At 48.5% G+C, this 18,606-nt stretch carries 21 protein-coding genes; 8 read left to right on the plus strand and 13 right to left on the minus strand.

Annotated features, from left to right (window positions below; genetic code table 11):
* The 10 genes from AC4MRN_RS07815 to def all read right to left on the minus strand — a co-directional run.
* On the minus strand, window positions 1–218 hold a 218-nt coding region (locus AC4MRN_RS07815), incomplete at its 3' end, for a hypothetical protein (protein WP_491202950.1).
* Window positions 219–262: 44 nt separating this feature from the next.
* Window positions 263–1,615, minus strand: coding sequence for a transglycosylase SLT domain-containing protein (locus tag AC4MRN_RS07820; protein ID WP_490402710.1), 1,353 nt, complete (start codon window positions 1,613–1,615; stop codon window positions 263–265).
* A gap of 20 nt (window positions 1,616–1,635) precedes the next feature.
* A complete protein-coding gene (locus AC4MRN_RS07825; protein ID WP_073318479.1) occupies window positions 1,636–2,223 on the minus strand; it encodes an LPP20 family lipoprotein in 588 nt (195 codons plus the stop codon).
* A 24-nt stretch (window positions 2,224–2,247) separates the two neighbouring features.
* Window positions 2,248–3,246: a hypothetical protein gene (locus AC4MRN_RS07830; RefSeq protein ID WP_073318482.1), complete on the minus strand. Its 999-nt coding sequence runs from the start codon at window positions 3,244–3,246 to the stop codon at window positions 2,248–2,250.
* 87 nt (window positions 3,247–3,333) lie between these two features.
* The gene (locus tag AC4MRN_RS07835) at window positions 3,334–4,281 is read right to left on the minus strand and encodes an LPP20 family lipoprotein (protein WP_255051389.1); all 948 of its coding nucleotides are present in this window, start codon (window positions 4,279–4,281) and stop codon (window positions 3,334–3,336) included.
* Window positions 4,274–5,080, minus strand: coding sequence for an ETEC_3214 domain-containing protein (locus tag AC4MRN_RS07840; RefSeq protein ID WP_491202951.1), 807 nt, complete (start codon window positions 5,078–5,080; stop codon window positions 4,274–4,276). The genes AC4MRN_RS07835 and AC4MRN_RS07840 overlap by 8 nt, the downstream gene beginning before the upstream one ends.
* A gap of 195 nt (window positions 5,081–5,275) precedes the next feature.
* Complete coding sequence (gene trkA / locus AC4MRN_RS07845) at window positions 5,276–6,655, minus strand: Trk system potassium transporter TrkA (RefSeq protein WP_073318491.1); 1,380 nt, start codon at window positions 6,653–6,655, stop codon at window positions 5,276–5,278.
* A gap of 31 nt (window positions 6,656–6,686) precedes the next feature.
* The gene (gene rsmB, locus AC4MRN_RS07850) at window positions 6,687–7,994 is read right to left on the minus strand and encodes a 16S rRNA (cytosine(967)-C(5))-methyltransferase RsmB (protein WP_491202952.1); all 1,308 of its coding nucleotides are present in this window, start codon (window positions 7,992–7,994) and stop codon (window positions 6,687–6,689) included.
* Window positions 7,995–7,999: 5 nt separating this feature from the next.
* The gene (gene fmt / locus AC4MRN_RS07855) at window positions 8,000–8,956 is read right to left on the minus strand and encodes a methionyl-tRNA formyltransferase (RefSeq protein WP_491202953.1); all 957 of its coding nucleotides are present in this window, start codon (window positions 8,954–8,956) and stop codon (window positions 8,000–8,002) included.
* Window positions 8,957–8,967: 11 nt separating this feature from the next.
* A complete protein-coding gene (gene def, locus AC4MRN_RS07860) occupies window positions 8,968–9,477 on the minus strand; it encodes a peptide deformylase (protein WP_073318501.1) in 510 nt (169 codons plus the stop codon).
* A 200-nt stretch (window positions 9,478–9,677) separates the two neighbouring features.
* Here def and AC4MRN_RS07865 point away from each other — a divergent pair, with 200 nt between their 5' ends.
* From AC4MRN_RS07865 to AC4MRN_RS07895, 7 genes are all read left to right on the plus strand, one after another.
* Window positions 9,678–10,751: a LysM peptidoglycan-binding domain-containing protein gene (locus AC4MRN_RS07865; protein WP_487964895.1), complete on the plus strand. Its 1,074-nt coding sequence runs from the start codon at window positions 9,678–9,680 to the stop codon at window positions 10,749–10,751.
* Between the two features lie 36 nt (window positions 10,752–10,787).
* The gene (gene dprA, locus AC4MRN_RS07870; protein WP_491202954.1) at window positions 10,788–11,894 is read left to right on the plus strand and encodes a DNA-processing protein DprA; all 1,107 of its coding nucleotides are present in this window, start codon (window positions 10,788–10,790) and stop codon (window positions 11,892–11,894) included.
* A gap of 265 nt (window positions 11,895–12,159) precedes the next feature.
* On the plus strand, window positions 12,160–12,636 hold the full coding sequence (locus tag AC4MRN_RS07875) for a DUF494 family protein (RefSeq protein ID WP_073318510.1): 477 nt from the start codon (window positions 12,160–12,162) through the stop codon (window positions 12,634–12,636).
* A 29-nt stretch (window positions 12,637–12,665) separates the two neighbouring features.
* Entirely contained in the window at window positions 12,666–13,220 is a 555-nt protein-coding gene (locus AC4MRN_RS07880) for a DNA topoisomerase family protein (RefSeq protein WP_073318513.1), read from the plus strand.
* Window positions 13,221–13,230: 10 nt separating this feature from the next.
* Window positions 13,231–13,797, plus strand: coding sequence for an L-threonylcarbamoyladenylate synthase type 1 TsaC (tsaC, locus tag AC4MRN_RS07885; protein ID WP_073318516.1), 567 nt, complete (start codon window positions 13,231–13,233; stop codon window positions 13,795–13,797).
* Window positions 13,797–14,717 carry an oxygen-dependent coproporphyrinogen oxidase gene (gene hemF, locus AC4MRN_RS07890; protein WP_491202955.1) on the plus strand — a complete coding sequence of 307 codons (921 nt, stop codon included), beginning with the start codon at window positions 13,797–13,799 and terminating at the stop codon, window positions 14,715–14,717. Before tsaC ends, hemF begins: the two co-directional genes overlap by 1 nt.
* 150 nt (window positions 14,718–14,867) lie before the next feature.
* A complete protein-coding gene (locus AC4MRN_RS07895) occupies window positions 14,868–15,551 on the plus strand; it encodes an OmpW family outer membrane protein (RefSeq protein ID WP_491202956.1) in 684 nt (227 codons plus the stop codon).
* A 68-nt stretch (window positions 15,552–15,619) separates the two neighbouring features.
* On the opposite strand, the gene AC4MRN_RS07900 is transcribed toward AC4MRN_RS07895, so the two are convergent.
* A complete protein-coding gene (locus tag AC4MRN_RS07900) occupies window positions 15,620–16,057 on the minus strand; it encodes a group II truncated hemoglobin (protein ID WP_073318527.1) in 438 nt (145 codons plus the stop codon).
* On the opposite strand from AC4MRN_RS07900, the gene aroE reads away from it, so the two are divergent.
* A complete protein-coding gene (gene aroE, locus AC4MRN_RS07905) occupies window positions 16,056–16,874 on the plus strand; it encodes a shikimate dehydrogenase (RefSeq protein ID WP_491202957.1) in 819 nt (272 codons plus the stop codon). The genes AC4MRN_RS07900 and aroE overlap by 2 nt on opposite strands.
* Before the next feature lie 25 nt (window positions 16,875–16,899).
* On the opposite strand, the gene AC4MRN_RS07910 is transcribed toward aroE, so the two are convergent.
* Entirely contained in the window at window positions 16,900–17,445 is a 546-nt protein-coding gene (locus AC4MRN_RS07910; RefSeq protein WP_073318533.1) for a gamma carbonic anhydrase family protein, read from the minus strand.
* A gap of 3 nt (window positions 17,446–17,448) precedes the next feature.
* Window positions 17,449–18,135 carry a sulfotransferase family 2 domain-containing protein gene (locus AC4MRN_RS07915; protein WP_155013246.1) on the minus strand — a complete coding sequence of 229 codons (687 nt, stop codon included), beginning with the start codon at window positions 18,133–18,135 and terminating at the stop codon, window positions 17,449–17,451.
* Between the last annotated feature and the right edge of the window lie 471 nt (window positions 18,136–18,606).

The following is an 18,606-nucleotide window of genomic DNA, read 5'->3' on the forward strand; positions in this document are numbered from 1 at the left end:
TCGGGATCAGGAAGTGGTTCAGGTATAGGCGCTGGCTTGCGCTTTTCCTCTTCTATCGCGTCTTCTTTATCTTCACTTTTTAGTGTCAGGCCCATGTCTTCCAGCAGCTTTTGCATAACAAAAGAGCCATGCTGACTGACGTTGCCATTGCTTCCTTTATTGGTGGCACTTACGGTTGTTGCTGCTGGCGACACCACCGGTACCATTAATAAGGACACTAGGCACCACTGCTTAAATTGACGCTGACCCATAACTCAAGCCTCTATATGTTCTGATATTTTTCCATTCGGGATTTTACTTTTACCAGGTAGCGCCTGGTTTCCTCGTAGGGCAAGTTCACCTTGAGGAAATCGTACACGGCATCCGGGCTCATCGCATTAATCTTAGCCACCACGGCATCTGACATACCGCCGGACTGACCATTATTAAATGCTTTCGCAACATTGCCCACACCGGTATTGTATGCGGCAATGGCACAATACAGGCGGCTCATGGGGTCGTCAATTTTTCGCAGGTACCGGCTGTTTAAAATGTGCAGGTAGGCGGAGCCCGCCTCTACGTTTTGCTGAGACACAAACAGGTATTCTTTTTCCAGCGGGGCGCGCTGATTGTGCAGGAAATCATTGACGTCGATACCTGCGGATGAGGGCACGACCTGCATCAGCCCGTAAGCCGGGATATGTGACACGGCAAGGGGGTTAAAACTACTTTCTGTATGAATCACCGCGAATATGAGTGGCATGGGCAATTGCCATGTATCGGCGTATTGCTTGGCATAGGGTTTGATTTCCTCAATGCGCTGGGCCAGCTCTTTGGGCTTGATAGAAATAGTTAGCCGCGTAATCCGTTTATTCTTCAATTGCTCGGGCTGGTTGCTTTGATTTCGCTTTATTTGATTAATGGAAATCGACGCTGTCCGCTCGGTCATCTTATTCAGTCTGCCCTGCAGTTTTGAGACTTCAGGGGAGGGTTGAGAAAGTCGGTCTGCCATCATGTCCAGCGCAATGGTATCTTGCTGTTGCTGACGTTCAAACAACGCTTTTTCCTTGGCGAGATCTTCTTCAGTAATCGCCGGCTCACTGACTTCTACACTGGCCGTATCAACTAAAGCGGGCAGGTCGTCAAAGGTATCATTTGCCGCATACGCCTTCAGAATATTCACCGCCAAGCCCTGCCCGGAGGTATCTTCGGGTGTCACGTGTTGTAATGCTTCAAGGGCTGCAACAACCCGGCTACTCTCTACTTTGGTGTTAACGTCATGCAAGACATTTACGACAATTTCTTTGTTTTCAAAATCGACTATGGTTTTTACCTCGGGCTCAGGGTAATTTACGATTTTCTCCTGATCACTAACGTCGACTTCACCCCATTGTTCTAGTATGCGCTGTCTAAAGGCCGCCAGCTCAGCATTGCGCTTTGCTTTAAACGCCGCAAACTTTTGCATACGTTGAAGTTGGAACGCCTCAAACTCCTGTTGTCGACGTTCCTTAAATGCTTGCTGCTGAGCGGTTAATGGGGTCTGAGCTTCGGTGGGGATCCACACCGAAGCCAACCAGATAAACGCACCAGCAAAAAGAGGTAACTGCCTAATTAAACTTGATTTCCCTGTCTTCATAGCATCACCAATTGGTTGATTTACTGCACTTTTATCATTGACATTAAGCGTTCACGTGCCTGTTCGTTCTCAAACAATTGCTTAATTTCAGCATCGGCATCTTTTAACGCCGCGAACACTTTTTCCTGATTGGCTTTGTACGTCATTTCATCCATGGCCAGTAACACATACTGACCACCACTTGGGCTGGTCATTGTGCGTACGGTACGGGTTCCGAACAGCGTCATTGAAGATACGGTTTCGCGCACCATATCCGTATCAATGATATTTTTTGCTGACTCTTCGGTTTCGATGGATTTCTGATACTGAGAGAACAGATCAGACACCATGGTGGCAAAGTAAGATGACATCTTTGCACGGGCATCGGCAGTGGCTGCTGCTGTTGTCATGGTAGCCGAGGGTTTTTTCTCGGAGAAACCAACCTGAGAAAGTGCAAAGCCTTCAACGGGTACACCACAAATCCATAGTGGCGCTGCTTTATCAGGCGCATCCTGATACACACAGTCAGGTGTTAATAGCGTTTCCTTTTTGGTAGAAATGCCGCTTGAGGTAGATCCACAAGCGGTCACCGCCGCCAACACAGGGAGTAATAAAATAAGCTTTTTCATGGTTAATCCTTAAACACAGTCAGGTTAGTTAAAAGAGTTTTTCAGGTTGTCCATGATATTGCCGCCCTTCGTCATGGAGTCCCAAATTGTTTGCTCAAAATACGTTTTGGCTATATCGCCGTACTTCAGTTGCGTTTCTGCTTCTTCATCAACAATTACCCAGGCGTTGTCTGGTTCAATCAGATCAGACACCACGCCGGTAAAGTCATAAGGAAGAGTAGAAATCTTGGTTTTTTCTGTTAACCGGTTGTAGCGCGACACCTTGCGGGCAAATTTGATTTTTTGACCCGGTTTCAACTTGTGATTTGAACCCAGATTAATGTTCACCAAGTGTTCGTTGTCGCGTTTGCGGTATTCAATCACAAAGCCACTTTGACTAAAGTTTTGCTGTATCTCCGGCAATATGTTGTAAACACCATTACCCGACGCTTGTGATGCAAGGCTGTAGGCCAGATCCTGACTCACCGGACAGGATGAGTTATTGATCGACATGGTATTCGACGCTGTGCCTTTAAAGGTCAGCGCTTCGGTCTCGTTGAGATCGGGCAATTCAAAGAACTTCACGTTACCTGACACCGTCGCTTCATAAAAACAGCTTGGTGGGGTGTAGTGGCGGTCACCGTCATCATCAGTCCAGTTGCGAGCCGCTGAAAAACGCTTTGCGATATCCACATTGTGGATGGCGGGTAGGATGGCGACATCCGCAACGTCTATGCCCGCCCCCGAAAACTGTCCTGTCGCTTCATAGGCCAGAATTTCATCGCCCAGCTTGCTGGCCAGATTGCGATCAACAATATCCGCGCCGGCCGTTATCAGTCCGGATTCTAACTCGGATGATATTTGACGAACTGCGCCGGTTTCGAATGTGGCATTGCTATCGATTTTTACCGGCAGCACGACAACGGCCATTTTGCCGCCCATCAGCTCAGCCTTCGACGGTACAAATTCAGCATCGGGAATATTCACGATGTAATTGTCGTTCGTAATAATTTCTATTGGGTTACTGACTTTCGTCGTGCTCATGCATCCTGCTAATAACGCAGAAGACAATGAAGCTATAACAAGTCCGTGTTTCAATGGTGTTTTCATAATATACCTACTTTCATTTGGTTACTGCGTAAGCAAGTTAGTGAGTATTGAGCCGTTATCGGCTTCTATTTTTGCAATCAGTCGCTGATAGGCAGCGATGCTGGCATTTCCTTTGTTTTGCATAGAACGTCCGGTTTCATTGACGATCTCGGAGGCAATTGACTGTTTGCGCTGCTGTAGCCTGATGTCTAAAGCCAGGCTCGCAACATGCTGACCAAATAGCTCTCTTTGCTGGAGTTGGTCTTGCAGCGCCAGGGTATATTCACATTGAGCGTTGTCGGCGCTGAGCCCCATGTCCACAATCTGTCGACGGAAGGCTAAACGAAGGTTCTCGTTTTCATGCGGTAAGACATACAGACAAACGGATTGCTGAATGTCTGCAAGTTGACCTTCGGTTGTATTGAGTAGCTGGGTATATTTGCTGGTGGGCTGAGACAGCAGATCAAGAATTTCGATATACCGCACATTGGTACCAAACTGTTCCAGTAACGTAGCGCGGTTGGCAACCCACCATTCTAGTTTTGAAGCCGCTGTGTTGGTGGTTTTCAGCGATTTTTGTAACTGATAAAAGTTACTGGTGAGTTCGCTGCGAAATGTATCTGCCAGTTGCTTCTTATCGACAGACACCAAAGAAAAAAAGGTGTCGCCTTCCTGGTGATTTTTCAGTTTGTTGTACTGGCTGATTGGCAGGGATTCAATAGAGCTGGATACGGACTGGTTGATATATTCTGCAAAGGCATCGTTAACCAGGCTCTGACGCTGACTGAATCCACCGCTGATATGGGTTCTGAGCTGACCCAGTATGTTTTTTAGTGCAACATCGTTAGCTTGTTGAAGGGTAGTGCCTTCGCCTATAGCAAACAGGGCTGTGTCACTTGAAGGCGGAAATAAAATCCATTCTGGCAACTCGGCGTGAGCAGCCTCGCAACACAACAACAAGCAAATCAGAATGCGCTGAAGGTTAGTCATAAATCCCTCCAAAGTACGTGTCAAATTCAATGCGGGTCAATAGCGATTCTGTGACCAGTGCGGGATCCAGCTCGGTGTAACCATAAAAGTTAGCGGTTTGCGATGCTCTGAATAGCAGGATGGTGTCTACCAGCTCTTCTTCCAGTCCTGCTACCAACAAGTCATTCAATACGTCAATGTCTTCGATGGTTGTGGCCGGTTCAATAACGGTGCCGTTGAGCGTGCGTTCAAGGCCACCGTATTCAACAAAACCGGTAACGCGTTGTAAAAATAAGAATTGCTTCCCGAGATCTTCGGATTCGGCGTAGTACACCAGATTGTTGGCGTCTAAATAGAATCCGCCATCGCCACTGTTGATGGCCGATAGTGGACTGGTATCCATGCTAAAGGGGGCATAAGGTTGTTCAGGGTAAAAGTCACTGGCAATCGGTATAACAACGAAGCCGGCAACCCGCTCGTGGTGGTTGAAGAGCGTAACGATTGCTTTCTCAATACTGTAGTACTGAAAGCTGACTTCCGGATCAACCTTCGAACGTTTGATGACTTCCGGCGGACCAAATTGATTTTCGATGTAAGGAATGGTGCGGCCAATATTCAGCAGCGACAGGCGTTCATATTCAACGTGATGCGTAAAGTTGGCCTGAATATCTTCGTAGGTGGCTAATACGAGTTCTTTGGTATCGTTAAATTGGCCAATAGAAATGAGCGTAAGTGTGACACTCACGATAACCCGATAGATAGTGGCGCGACGAGAAGCCTCTACCTGCTCCTCGTGCGAATCGTCTGCTACATCTGCCATTGACTTCCCTGCATGCGATGTACTCACCTAACTTTGCTGCGTACTTCCTATACTGCCCGTATCAAAGCTGAGTGTTTTTTGAACATTTAGTCTAAATTAGCACACGCCAATGGAGATCAAAAGAAGATTTTTCTGTGTTTTGTCGCATCGTGGCGAGATACTCTCGCACCTCTGGACATGGTGGCTGCAGTAACCTTAGCCGAAAAAGAACGCGCTGGGCTGGAACAGTTTTTCAACGTCGTTGATGTATTTTTTATCGACCAGAAACAGGATCACGTGGTCGTTGGCTTCAATAACGGTATCACTGTGTGCAATGATCACCTGATCTTCGCGCACAACAGCCCCGATAGTGGTGCCCGGCGGGAGCTTAATCTCGCCGATTTGGCGGCCGACTACCTTAGAGGTGTTTTCATCACCATGGGCGATCGCCTCTATAGCTTCTGCGGCCCCACGTCGAAGTGAGTACACATTAACTATATCGCCGCGACGGACGTGAGTAAGCAAGGCTGAAATAGTGGCTTGCTGCGGGGAAAAGGCAATGTCGATTTCACCGCCCTGGACTAAATCGACGTAAGCACTGCGCTGAATAAGCACCATGGCTTTTTGCGCTCCCATACGCTTAGCCAGCATGGCAGACATGATGTTTGCTTCGTCGTCATTGGTTACCGCAATAAAAGCATCGACTTGCTCAACGCCTTCTTCGCTCAAGAGCTCTGAGTCAGAGGCATCACCACAAAATACAATAGTCTTGTCTAAGTGTGCAGACAAATACTGTGCCCGTTCCTGACTGTACTCGATGAGTTTGACGTTGTGGTTGTGTTCCAGGCGCTTCGCCAGACCGGCACCAATTAAACCACCTCCGGCAATCATTATGCGCTTGTAGCTGGACTCCAGCTTTTGCAGTTCGCTCATCACTGCACGGATATGCTTGGTCGCGGCAATAAAGAATACTTCATCGTCCGCTTCGATAACCGTGGTGCCTAAGGGCCGGATAGGGCGCCCACGACGATAAATAGCCGCAACCCGTGTTTCCACGTTTGGCATGTGCTCTTTTAACGCAGACAGGGCATGACCAACTAGCAAGCCACCGTAATAGGCTTTTACCGCTACCAGGCTCGCTTTGCCGTCGGCAAATTCCACCACCTGTAACGCACCAGGATAGTCAATTAGACGCTTAATGGCCTGGGTAACTAATTGTTCGGGCGCGATGATGTGATCAACCGGGATATCCTGTTGTTTGTACAACTGCTCCTGATAAATGATGTATTGCTCAGAGCGGACCCGGGCGATTTTGGTAGGGGTTTTAAACAAGCTGTAGGCAACCTGACAGGCGAGCATGTTACTTTCGTCACTGTTGGTTACTGCAATCAACATGTCAGCGTCTTCGGCGCCTGCCTTTTTTAACACGTCGGGATGAGAGCCCACGCCCGTAACTACCTGAAGATCTAACCTGTCCTGCAATGCGCGCAGAATAGTGGGATCTGAATCAATTACGGTGATCTCATTTTTTTCGCCAACCAGGTTTTCGGCAAGGGTTCCGCCAACCTGTCCGGCGCCAAGGATGATTATTTTCATCGTCGTTATTAAAAGGCTGTTTTATGCTTGGTTATACGGACTTTAGCAGTCTCGCATAATAGAAACCATCCATTTGTTGCTCACCGGGTAAAATTTGTCTGCCCGGCTGGTCGTTAGTTTCGCTGTCGGAAACGGGGGCTAAAGTCGCATCCTGCTGGCGTGCCAGAAATTGTTGTATTTGTACGCTGTTTTCGTCGGGCAGAATAGAACAGGTTGCGTACAGCAGCGTACCGCCGGGCTTTAATGTCGGCCAAAGAGCATCAAGAATACGTTGCTGAAGGGCTTGTAGTGCTTCTATATCTGCTGGCTTTCGCAACCAGCGAATATCAGGATGTCTACGAATAACACCCGTTGCAGAGCAGGGGGCATCTAACAGGATACGGTCGAACTGATTACCATCCCACCAGCTGTCGGGGTCGCTCGCATCAGCGCAAATGACTTCCGCCTCCAGTTGCAGGCGGTCTAAGTTTTCGTTCAGGCGTTCAAGACGCAGTGACTCTGAATCCAGCGCAATGCAGGTTGCCATTGCCGGCTGCTTTTCAAGCAGGTGAGCTGTTTTGCCCCCCGGTGCAGCACAGCAGTCGAGCACTCGTTCATTTGCCTCTGGCGCTAACAGTGGCGCAGCTAACTGCGCGGCGCCATCCTGCACGCTAAACCATCCTTGTGGATAGCCAGGTAGTGTGGTGATCGGTAAACGGTCCAACAGAATAACTGCATCCGGGTGCTGTTCACTCAGTTCAAAGTGAATACCAGCATCGGTGAGTGCTTTGCAGTATTTTTCGTGGCTACACTGGCGCGTGTTAACGCGGAGCCACACCGGAGCCGGTTTATTCATGGCATCAACGATATCAGTCAACTGGTCCGGGTAGGCAGCTGCAATGCGTTTGTAGATCCATTTGGGCAGGCCGGATGCAACAATCGGGTCGCTACTGGTTTGCTCTGCTAATCCCTGACGCTGAAAATTACGCAGTACCGCGTTGATCAGCCCTTTTAACCGCATCCCGCCGAGCACTTCAGCGGCGTCTACAGTGGCAGATACCGCTGCGTGATCAGAGACGCGACTGTATGCTTGCTGGTAAAACCCAAGCAGCAACAGGTGCTCCAGAATCTTCTTGTTGCCTTTCAGTGGTTGGTCTAACAACTGGCGCAGCCAAATTTGTAATTGGGGCACATGGCGGAACACACCCATGGCCATTTCCTGTAACCAAGCGCTGTCTTGTTTGCTATGTCTGGCCTGCGCTTTGGCCAGGCAGTCCCGGGATGATTTGCCCAGTTCAAGCACACTGTAAATGACCCAGGCAGTGTCTGCTCTGAGGTTGGCATAAGGCGGTAATTTCATGATCGTTACTCGGGTTGGCAGGGCAGTACGGTGCCTACTTCGAACCAGTCCTGACGTCCGTTTAAGACATCCTGCACGGCCATAGGCTTTTTACCTGGTATTTGTATTTGTGTGAGACAAAGTGCGCCATTGCTGGTGGCAATGACTATGCCCTGTTTATCGGCTCGCAGTATGGTGCCTGGTGCGGCTTTGCCGGTACTATCCTGGGCTATCTGACCTTGCCATACCTTGATTTGTTTGTCGCCTACCTGCGTCCAGCACACCGGCCACGGGTTAAATGCGCGAATGTTGCGGGCTAATTGTTCAGCACTTTGTTGCCAATCCATAAAGGCTTCTTCTTTGGACAGCTTTTTCGCATAAGTTGCCTGAGCGTCATCTTGCACGGTAGCCGACAACGCAGTGATATTGTTTAGTGTGTGAACCAACGCTGTCGGGCCAATGCTGGCGAGTTTGCTGTAAAGACTGGCACTGGTGTCATCTGCTTCGATGGGCAGGGTTTCAATATGCAGCATGTCGCCCGTATCCAGACCAACATCCATTTGCATAATGGTTACGCCGGTTTCTTTATCGCCTGCCCAGATACTGCGTTGTATAGGGGCCGCACCGCGCCAGCGTGGCAATATTGAGCCGTGCACGTTAATACAACCGAGTCTCGGTGTATCCAGCACGACTTTGGGTAACAGCAGACCGTAAGCGACTACCACCATAATATCGGCGTTCAGCTCAGCCAATTGCTGTTGTGCGTCTTCAGTTTTCAGACTTTCAGGCTGATACACGGGGATATCGTGTTCCACAGCCAGTTGTTTAGTGGCACTGGGCATGAGCTTCTTACCGCGTCCGGCGGGTCGGTCGGGCTGCGTGTAAACGGCTATCACATCGTGTTGGCTGGACAACAAAGCCGCCAGGTGATCGGCGGCAAATTCAGGGGTACCTGCAAAAATAATACGTAATGGAGTAGTCATAGGGGATGCGCTTATGCCTTTGCTGCCAGGCGTGCATCTTTCTCCAGTTTTTTGCGAATACGCTGACGCTTCAGAGGAGACAGGTAATCGACAAACAGTTTACCTTGCAGGTGGTCGAGTTCGTGTTGGATACAGATAGCCAGTAAGCCTTCAGCTTCCAATTCAAATTCAACACCTTCGCCGTCAAGGGCTTTTACCGTGACCTTTTCAGCGCGATCTACTTTGGCGTAATTGCCGGGTACCGACAAGCAGCCTTCTTCGCTGATGGTTGAGCCTTCTTTGGCAATGATCTCGGGGTTAATGAATACCCGGGGTTCATTTTGTTCTTCGGAGACATCCATAACAACCAGACGTACGTGGCGGTCAACTTGTGTTGCTGCCAAGCCAATGCCCTGTTCGTCACGCATGGTTTCGAACATATCGGCGATTAACTGTTTAACCTCAGCATTTACTTCTGCAATGGGCTTGGCCACGGTGCGAAGTCTTTCGTCGGGGAATCGTAAAACGTCTAAAATTGCCATCTGTCGCTATTTACACTCTATTCTGTATTAAGAAATATACGCACCGTCCGATAGGACTATTTACAAGGTGCTAACTGCCTTTATTCTAGCCTAAAGCAGGTTTTCATGCAGTATATAATCATTACACTACTGAATAATTGGGGATTATGATCTAATAATACAAGGTAGTGCAGCCACCCTGAGCAGGGCGAGGATGAACAATGGTAAATAAATCGAAAACGCTGATCGCGATATTCACTGCGAGTTTACTGTGGTGTATTGCCGGTACGGCGATGGCGTTAGATGTGAAAGACAACGCGCCAACTACCTACACAGTAAAGAAAAATGACACCCTGTGGGACATTGCCCGGTTGTTTTTAGACAAGCCCTGGCTGTGGCCGGAATTGTGGCGCAACAACACACAAATTATGAACCCGCACCTGATTTATCCCGGGGACGTATTGGTATTGCGTTACGTTGACGGTGAACCCGTGATGGAAGTGGTAAGAGACAAGCCTCGCATTACACTGTCGCCCAATGTTGCCCGCGCAACTAAACCTTCTCCCATTAGCTTATTACCCTGGTCGGTAATTGAGCCTTATATTCAACATCATGAAATCCTCGACCCGGGCAAGTACAAGATCCTGCCGCACCTGTTGGGCGACAAAAACGCCTCTATGCGGTTTGTTGATGATGATTTGGTGATGAGCCGGCGCAGCGGCCGTGCCAGAGATCAGTATCGGGTAATTCGTAAACAATCTAAGATCGAAGACCTCGACGGCAATACGCTCGGGGTACAGGTGCACCATATCGCCGACGCTACCATGGTAGAAGATCGCGCAGCCGGAGAATGGCTGGTGAAAATCGAAGATGCCAACTCGGAAGCCAAACGCGGTGACAAGCTCTTGTACGGCGAGCCAAAAACCGCAGGTGATATGACACTGCAGGCCGCCAGCAAATCCCAGCGCGGTTTTATAGTGGGCAACCTTCACCAGCATCAGTTGTTGGGCAAGTACGATGTGGTGATTGTTGATTTAGGCGAAGAGGACATCGAGCCGGGTACCGTGATGGGGATTTACCAGCAGGGGCCGACCATTATCGATGGCGATGAGCCTAAGTACCTTAGCGAAAGCAAAGTGGTTATGAGTACGTTTGATGATGGCTCTACCGTTGAGCAGCCTGCGCTGAAAGTGGGTGAGTTAATTATTTTCAGTACGTTTACGCATGCCAGTTACGGCATCATTACACGTGCTGCCGACATTGTAAAAACCGGGAATATTGTCGCTCAACCCTAGTGAATAAGTGGCTCCCGGGAACAACCGGGAGCGTTCATGCAACACACCACCATCTCTGACTCTTGCTTGCGCTGGCTGTCGTTAAGCTTGTTTGAAAAGCGCTCTCCTGAATTCTGGTTAACATGGCTGACACACAATCAGTTTAGTGTGGAAGAGGCATTCAATTTACCACGTCAGGCGCTGCTGGATACGGGCTTAACGGAACCCGACTGTACAGCCTTCAAGCTGGATCGCAAGGAGGTTACTCAGGCCGTAAGTTGGTATTCTCCGCCGGACAGTCGCGTCATTATTGATATAGAAAACGCGAATTATCCTGAGAGTCTCAGGCAACTGACATCGCCGCCACTGGTATTGTACTGTGAGGGCAATGCGGCGTTACTGCGTCAACGCCAAATTGCCATTGTGGGTAGTCGCAAAGCAACTCTGCAAGGCGTTGGACTTGCGAGGGACTTCGCTGCTGAATTGGGTTCTGTTGGATTAACCGTTACCAGTGGTCTCGCGTTAGGAATAGACGGCGCTGCGCATAAAGGCGCCTGTGCTACACCGGGAAATACACTTGCTGTAATGGGCGCGGGGCTTCAGCACATTCACCCTAAAAGTCATGCCAAACTCGCCAGACAGTTGGTGGATAACGGAGGCTGCCTGGTGAGTGAATTCGCGCCCGGGGTTAGCCCCAGGCCTTATCATTTCCCGCGAAGAAACCGCATAATTGCTGCCCTGTCTGATGGCGTGCTGGTAGTAGAAGCGAAAATAAAGAGTGGTTCTATGATCACGGCCAACCTGGCAGCTGATGCGGGCAAAGAGGTATTTGCGATACCCGGGAACATCAAGCATCCGCTCACTGAAGGGCCACATTACCTGATTCAGCAGGGCGCAAAGCTAACGACGTGCGTAGCCGATATGCTGGAGGAGCTTGGTATAGAGCTGGCTGACGCTTGTTATGAAGAGGCTGCAAGGCAGCAGGGGCTGGCGTTTGAGTCAGCAAGTGGCCTGCTTGCTCATGTCGATACGGAGTTCACCAGCGTGGATGACCTGGCTGCGCGTTCGGGATTGTCTGTCTCTCAGGTTATGGCTGATATGCTCGAGTATGAATTGGTCGGCAAAGTCTCTGCGGTGCCTGGTGGCTATGTACGTGTTAGCTAAGCGTAAACAGCGCGGCGTTTGACGGTAATTTAACCAAAGTGCATTAAACACATTCAAAGACATCATTTAATGAAAAAAAATCACCCGGAATGCTTGGCAGCGACAGAAATTTTAGATAAGTTGAGATTAAGCACTATGCTTAATAGTGTTAATGCCGAACGCAACGCTGTGGCCTATTCGCTAAGCAGGCCGCGTAGTGAACATAAGTTGCGAGGTTATCGTAGTAACTGTCTGGTTGCTACATCAACTTGAGGGGGAAAATATAATGTTCGATATCCTCATGTATCTGTTCGAGAACTTCGTCCACAGTGAGACGGAAATTCGCGTCGATCAGGATGAACTCACCGATGAGCTCATTCGGGCGGGATTCCATCATGATGAAATCTACAAAGCACTGGCATGGCTGGAAAAACTGGCTGCGCTGCAGGAAACCGATATTAACCCCTATTTCTGTAAAGGGATAAGCAGTGGCTTGAGCCGCATTTATACCCAACAGGAACAAATGCGTTTAGACACAGAGTGCCAGGGATTCTTGTTATTCCTTGAGCAGGTGGGTGTACTTGACGCGTCTACCCGGGAAATGGTAATCGACCGCGTTATGGAAATCGACTCTGTCGAGTTCTGTTTGGAAGATCTCAAATGGGTAGTCCTCATGGTATTGTTTAATGTGCCAGGCAAAGAAAATGCCTACGCGCAAATGGAAGATCTGTTATTCGAAGAGTATGACGGTATACTGCACTAATTCCATTCAGGGTTAAGTGTTGAGACGCCGTGTCGAAAATTGATCATTCGTTATTCAGTGCGCACGAACACGCACTGGAACAACAGTACGGCCAATGTCCGGACTGCGGAAAAGATCTGCACGTTCGAAATAGTAAGAATGGCCCGTTTATTGGGTGTAGTGGCTATCCTGAATGCCACTACGCCAAGCCTCTGCACGACACACAAACCACCGTTTTAAAAGTCATTGAAGACAGTCATTGCCCGGAATGTGGTTCTACCATGGCCATTAAAAAAGGCCGTTACGGCATGTTTATTGGCTGCACAAACTTTCCTGAGTGCCATCATATTGAAGGGACCAAAGCCCAGCAGGATACGCTGGTAGACTGTCCTAAATGCAAAGAAGGTCATTTAATCGACCGAACCAATAAATACGGCAAACGGTTTTTTGCCTGTAATCGTTATCCTCAATGCCGATATGTGGTAAATTTCGCCCCCGTACCAGAACCCTGTCCGGCATGCGGCTGGGCAATTATGGTAGACAAAAAGGGGCAGTTGGTTTGCCCACAGCCCCTGTGTGGATTCAAACAACAACGCGAAGATTAGAGGTGGTGATATGAATCAGGTGTCGACCCCAGTGGATCCTGATGTCTCAGCGTTTGAACAAGGCGAATTATTAATTTACGCAACAGAAGCAGTGATGGGCATTGGTTGTGATCCCAATAATGAAGCTGCCGTGAAAAAACTGCTCGCCATTAAGCAACGCCCGGTAGAAAAAGGGCTTATTCTGGTGGCCAGCAATTATTCGCAGCTATTACCTTTTGTTGATGATAACGCGATCCCACAGGACCGCCGCTTTGCTATATTTTCCTGTTGGCCGGGGCCGGTAACTTGGCTATTGCCAAAGTCTGCTACCGCACCACAGTGGGTAACCGGTGAGCACGACAAAATCGCAGTGCGCGTGTCTGCACACGAAGGGGTAAAAGCCCTGTGCGATAAACTCAATGGACCTATAGTCTCTACCAGCGCTAATCCAAGTGGCGACGAACCCGCACGCACAATCGAACAAGCCAAAGCATACTTCGGAAACAGTGTACATTACGTGCCTTCAGAAGTGGGCGGGGCTGCACAACCCTCTATGATCAAAGACGCCATGACCGGCGCCATTATCCGGAATGCCTAATGCAAAATGAAGCCATTAACACAGAGTCTGTTATTGCGTCAGTAAAGCAATTTCTACTCGCGCTACAAGACAATATTTGTCATACGCTTGAACTGGCTGATGGCAAGGGGCAATTCATTGAGGACAGCTGGGAGCGCGAAGAAGGCGGCGGTGGCCGTTCCCGCGTTATGCGCCACGGCGCTGTTATAGAGCAGGGCGGGGTAAACTTTTCTCACGTGTTTGGCACTCAAATGCCTGCTTCTGCAACCGCATCGCGTCCTGAGTTGGCCGGCCGGAGCTTTCAGGCCATGGGCGTGTCGTTAGTCATCCATCCGCATAATCCTTATATTCCTACCTCGCACGCGAATGTCCGGTTCTTTATTGCCGATAAACCCGGCGAAGCGCCTATCTGGTGGTTTGGTGGAGGCTTTGATCTCACGCCTTTCTACCCGTTCAAAGAAGATGTCCAGCATTGGCATCAGGTGGCAAAGAACCTCTGTCAGCCATTTGGCGATCAGGTCTACCCGGAATATAAAAAATGGTGTGATGATTACTTCTTTCTGAAACACCGCAATGAAACGCGAGGCGTAGGCGGCCTGTTCTTTGATGACCTTAACCACTGGGAATTCGAGAAGTGCTTTACCTTTATGCAAGCTGTGGGTAACGGCTATCTTGACGCGTACGTACCGATTGTAGAAAAGCGCAAGGCCATGCCTTACGGAGAACGCGAACGTCAGTTCCAGCTATATCGTCGCGGACGTTACGTAGAATTTAATCTGGTGTTTGACCGCGGAACCTTATTTGGATTGCAAACCGGTGGTCGCACCGAATCTATCCTAATGTCCATGCCACCTTTAGCCCGATGGGAATATTGCTACGAAGCGCCAGCGGGCTCTCCTGAAGCAAAACTGCAGAATTGGTTGAAACCCATCGACTGGTAAAATCAACCCTGTTCGGTGATTCGGGTTGATACAGATCAACTCGAAATCACTGATACTAAAACGTATTTTCAAACTTGTTTTAGATCAACATTTTGATTTTGGTGAAGCGTAAAGTACGCCTCATCAAGTTAAAACAAGTGAGAAAGTACAATGAAAAAATCAACCTTAGCCACAATGGTACTGGCCGCGTTAATCTCAGCGCCTTCTGCGTTTGCCTATGAAGCAGGCGATATTCTGGTACGTGCCGGTCTGACTACCGTGGCGCCTAATGATGACTCCAGCAACGTCAATGTCGATGCGTTAGGCGGTAATGTGGGAATGGGCGTGGAAGTCGACTCTAATACCCAGATAGGCCTGAACTTAGTGTACATGCTGAATTCAAACTGGGGTGTTGAAGTACTTGCTGCAACCCCGTTTACCCATGATGTTACGCTGATCGATACTGCCGACAATGGCCTTGGCCTGGGTGATGGCAAACTGGCTGAAGTGACGCACCTACCGCCTACCGTTAGCGCGGTCTATTTCTTCGATACACAAAGTGCCTTAACACCTTATGTCGGGGTGGGTGTTAACTACACTATTTTCTTCGATGAAGAATTTACCAATGCACGTGAAGACCAAACCTTTCAGGACTTATCGCTGGATTCATCATTTGGTCTGTCAGCACAATTGGGTTTCGACTACCAAATTGACGACAAATGGTTAATCAATGCGTCAGCGCGCTACATTGCCATCGATACAACCGCCACGTTTACGGTTGCGGATGTAAAAGGCAGCGTTGATGTGGATATCGATCCGTTCGTCTATACCCTGTCTTTGGGTTACAAATTCTAATAAACGCGTTTATCGGTTTCACCTTGTGTTTTTGCACTGCCTGTTGCCCTTCTTCGGAAGGGCTTTTTTTATGCCTCGGTGTTAACCATGTGATCAGCAAGCTGGTCCAAAGCCGCTAACAATTGATTTGCCAAAGCGATATCCGATACATTTTCATACATGGCTTTCTTTATGCAGTACATCCACTGTACTTTTAATGCAGGGGTTACCGTAAAAGGCAGGTGGCGAGCACGCAAGCGCGGGTGGCCGCGTTGTTGTTCGTACTCATTTGGGCCGCCGAGCCACATAGTCAGGTAAAGGCCAAAGACATGCCTTATTCTGTCCAGCGGTTGCGGGTGGATCGCAAGCAGCTCTGCTGCAATCGGATCGGTTTCCATGATGTCATAAAAGCGGTTGGCAATGGCATGCGCTACTTTTTCACCGCCTATTGCTTGATAGGGGGTAACAACATCAGTAGAGTTGGCAGTCGATTTCTTGCCCATTCCTAATTTAGATAACAATCCCATGAAAAAATACGCCGTTTTTGGAAATCCAATTGCCCAGAGTTTATCACCAACTATTCATGCGATGTTTGCAAAATCCTGCGGCATCGAACTAGAGTACACTAAAATACTCGCGCCGGTAGACGGGTTTGCTGCTTCACTTGAGTCTTTTTTTGAAGATGGCGGCGTTGGCTGTAATGTAACTATGCCCTTTAAAGAAGAGGCTTTTTCGCTGGCCGATTATCGCAATGCCGCTGCTGACATGGCAAAAGCAGCAAATACCCTGAAGCGTGATGAAAGCGGTACGCTGCACGCCTACAATACCGATGGAATTGGATTAGTGACTGACCTCACAGCAAAAGGTGCGAAGCTCGATGGCGCCAATGTGTTGTTGCTTGGTGCGGGTGGCGCGGCTAAAGGGGTTGTTCAGCCACTACTGGAAGCAGGTGTGAAGACGTTACACATTCTTAACCGTACACTAAGTAAGGCGCAGATTATTGAAAAAGACAGTGGTAGCGACCGTGTCGTAGCCATTACTGCAGAATCACTCGCTCCAGACTACGAGGTGGTAATTAACTCAACGTCTGCCAGCTTACAGGGCACATTGCCTGAGGTACCGGTATCTGTGTTTAAGCATTGCAATATTGCTTATGACATGGTGTACGGCAGTGAGCCCACCGTCTTTATGGAGTTTGCTAAAGAAAACGGTGCGACGGCACAGGTTGATGGATTGGGTATGCTCGTTCAGCAAGCGGCTGCTGCTTTTACTATCTGGACTGGTGAGCAACCGGAAACACAGGACGTCGAACATTATTTACGTGAATTAAAAAAGACGTCCTGATTAACCCAGAAATAAGCCGGTAAGACTATTCCTCTCCGGCTTCTTGAAGGTATTCGTCTTTCAGTTCCACGTAGTTAATAGCGGACTGTTTGAGAAAAGCGCGCTCACCATCAGATAGCGGTCGCTTCTGCACCATGGGATTACCGACATACAGGTAGCCACTCTCCAGTGTCTTGTTGGGCGGAACAAGTGTGCCTGCGCCAATAAAGACATCATCCTGTACGACGGCGCCATCCATAATAATCGCGCCCATACCCACTAAGATACGATTGCCAAGCTGACAACCATGCAGCATGCACATATGGCCTATTGTGACATCGTCGCCAATAAGGAGAGGGAACCCTTCCGGGTTGGATGCAGATTTGCGGGTAACATGGAGGACGGTACCGTCCTGCACATTGGTGCGCTCACCAATAACAATGTGGTTCACATCGCCACGTGCTGCAACCATATGCCAAATGCTGCTGTCGGCCCCGATGCGAATGTCACCGACCAAACGGCAGGAGTCAGCAATATATACCTTATTACCAAGGGTAGGGCTGATACCTTTATAAGTACTGAGTGTCGTCATAATTTACTCATCAAACGTGTAATTAAACATGGCAATGTCGCTGGCATACAAGGTTGCGACCTTATCAATGGTTTCATTGTCGTAGTAGGCAGTATAGTGTTGCTTAATACGCTTCTCTTTAATGAACAGATGACGAATCTTACGCTCTAGCGAGCGACGGAAGCTGGACGTTGAATTAGCATGTGGCAGCGTACTGTTAGCAATGTTTAACTTTTCACATACTTTATTAAAGTCATTTTGCAGATTCTCGAAGCGACCAACAAAGTCTACGATGACGTCACCCTGACTATTTACCAGGTAATCTGTTTGCGGAATAACATGCCGGTATGCATCACTAAAGTCATCAGCTTCAGGCATTGCTTCGAATACCCACTGTTTAAAGCTGTACTTATTATCCAGTTTCTTATGCAAATACTCAGAGACAAGTCGACTCCAGGGATTCCTGACAAATGCAAAAGAGAAGTAACGGTCATAATCATCCTGCGACATATGTCCGCAGTCCACATATTCATGGGCACGCATATGAGCAAGACGGGAGGGGCCTTTAGCCGGATCATCGTTACGGGAAATTAAAAGCTGTTGCTTTTGTTTCAGCGTCAGGCCATTTAACTCAAGGAAAAACTGTTCAACACTCTGACCACCGGTTTTGGGGACATGAACAAAGACGCATTGCTGTGCAGCACATATCATAGTGTATCTATCTATTACTTATTACCTAATTGAGCGCTCACTGTACTACATTTAAGAAAAAACAGATAACTTTTAAAAAAAGGGTTGACGCTGTAAATGAACTCTCTATAATGCGCCTCCGCTTCGGCAGGAAAGGCAAAATGATGAGTGGTTAAAAACTCCTCAAGCCCAGGTGTCAAGCGGTTTTCAGACAATCCGGACTTTGAAAAATAATTCAAAAAAAGGTTGACGAAGAAAACAAACAGCGTAGAATGCGCGCCTCACTTCAAGGGAGTCTAGAGACAAAACGTGAAGTGATTTGCTCAAACGGTTTGAGAAAATAAATTTCAAAAAAAACGTTGACAGCAAAAACAAACAGCGTATTATACGCACCCCGCTTCGGAAGGTTCTAAAAGAACGCTGAAGCAGCAAACAAGTGAGTTTGCACTGTTCTTTAACAATTTATAACAAGACAATCTGTGTGGGCACTCA

Source organism: Marisediminitalea sp. (assembly GCF_984433645.1).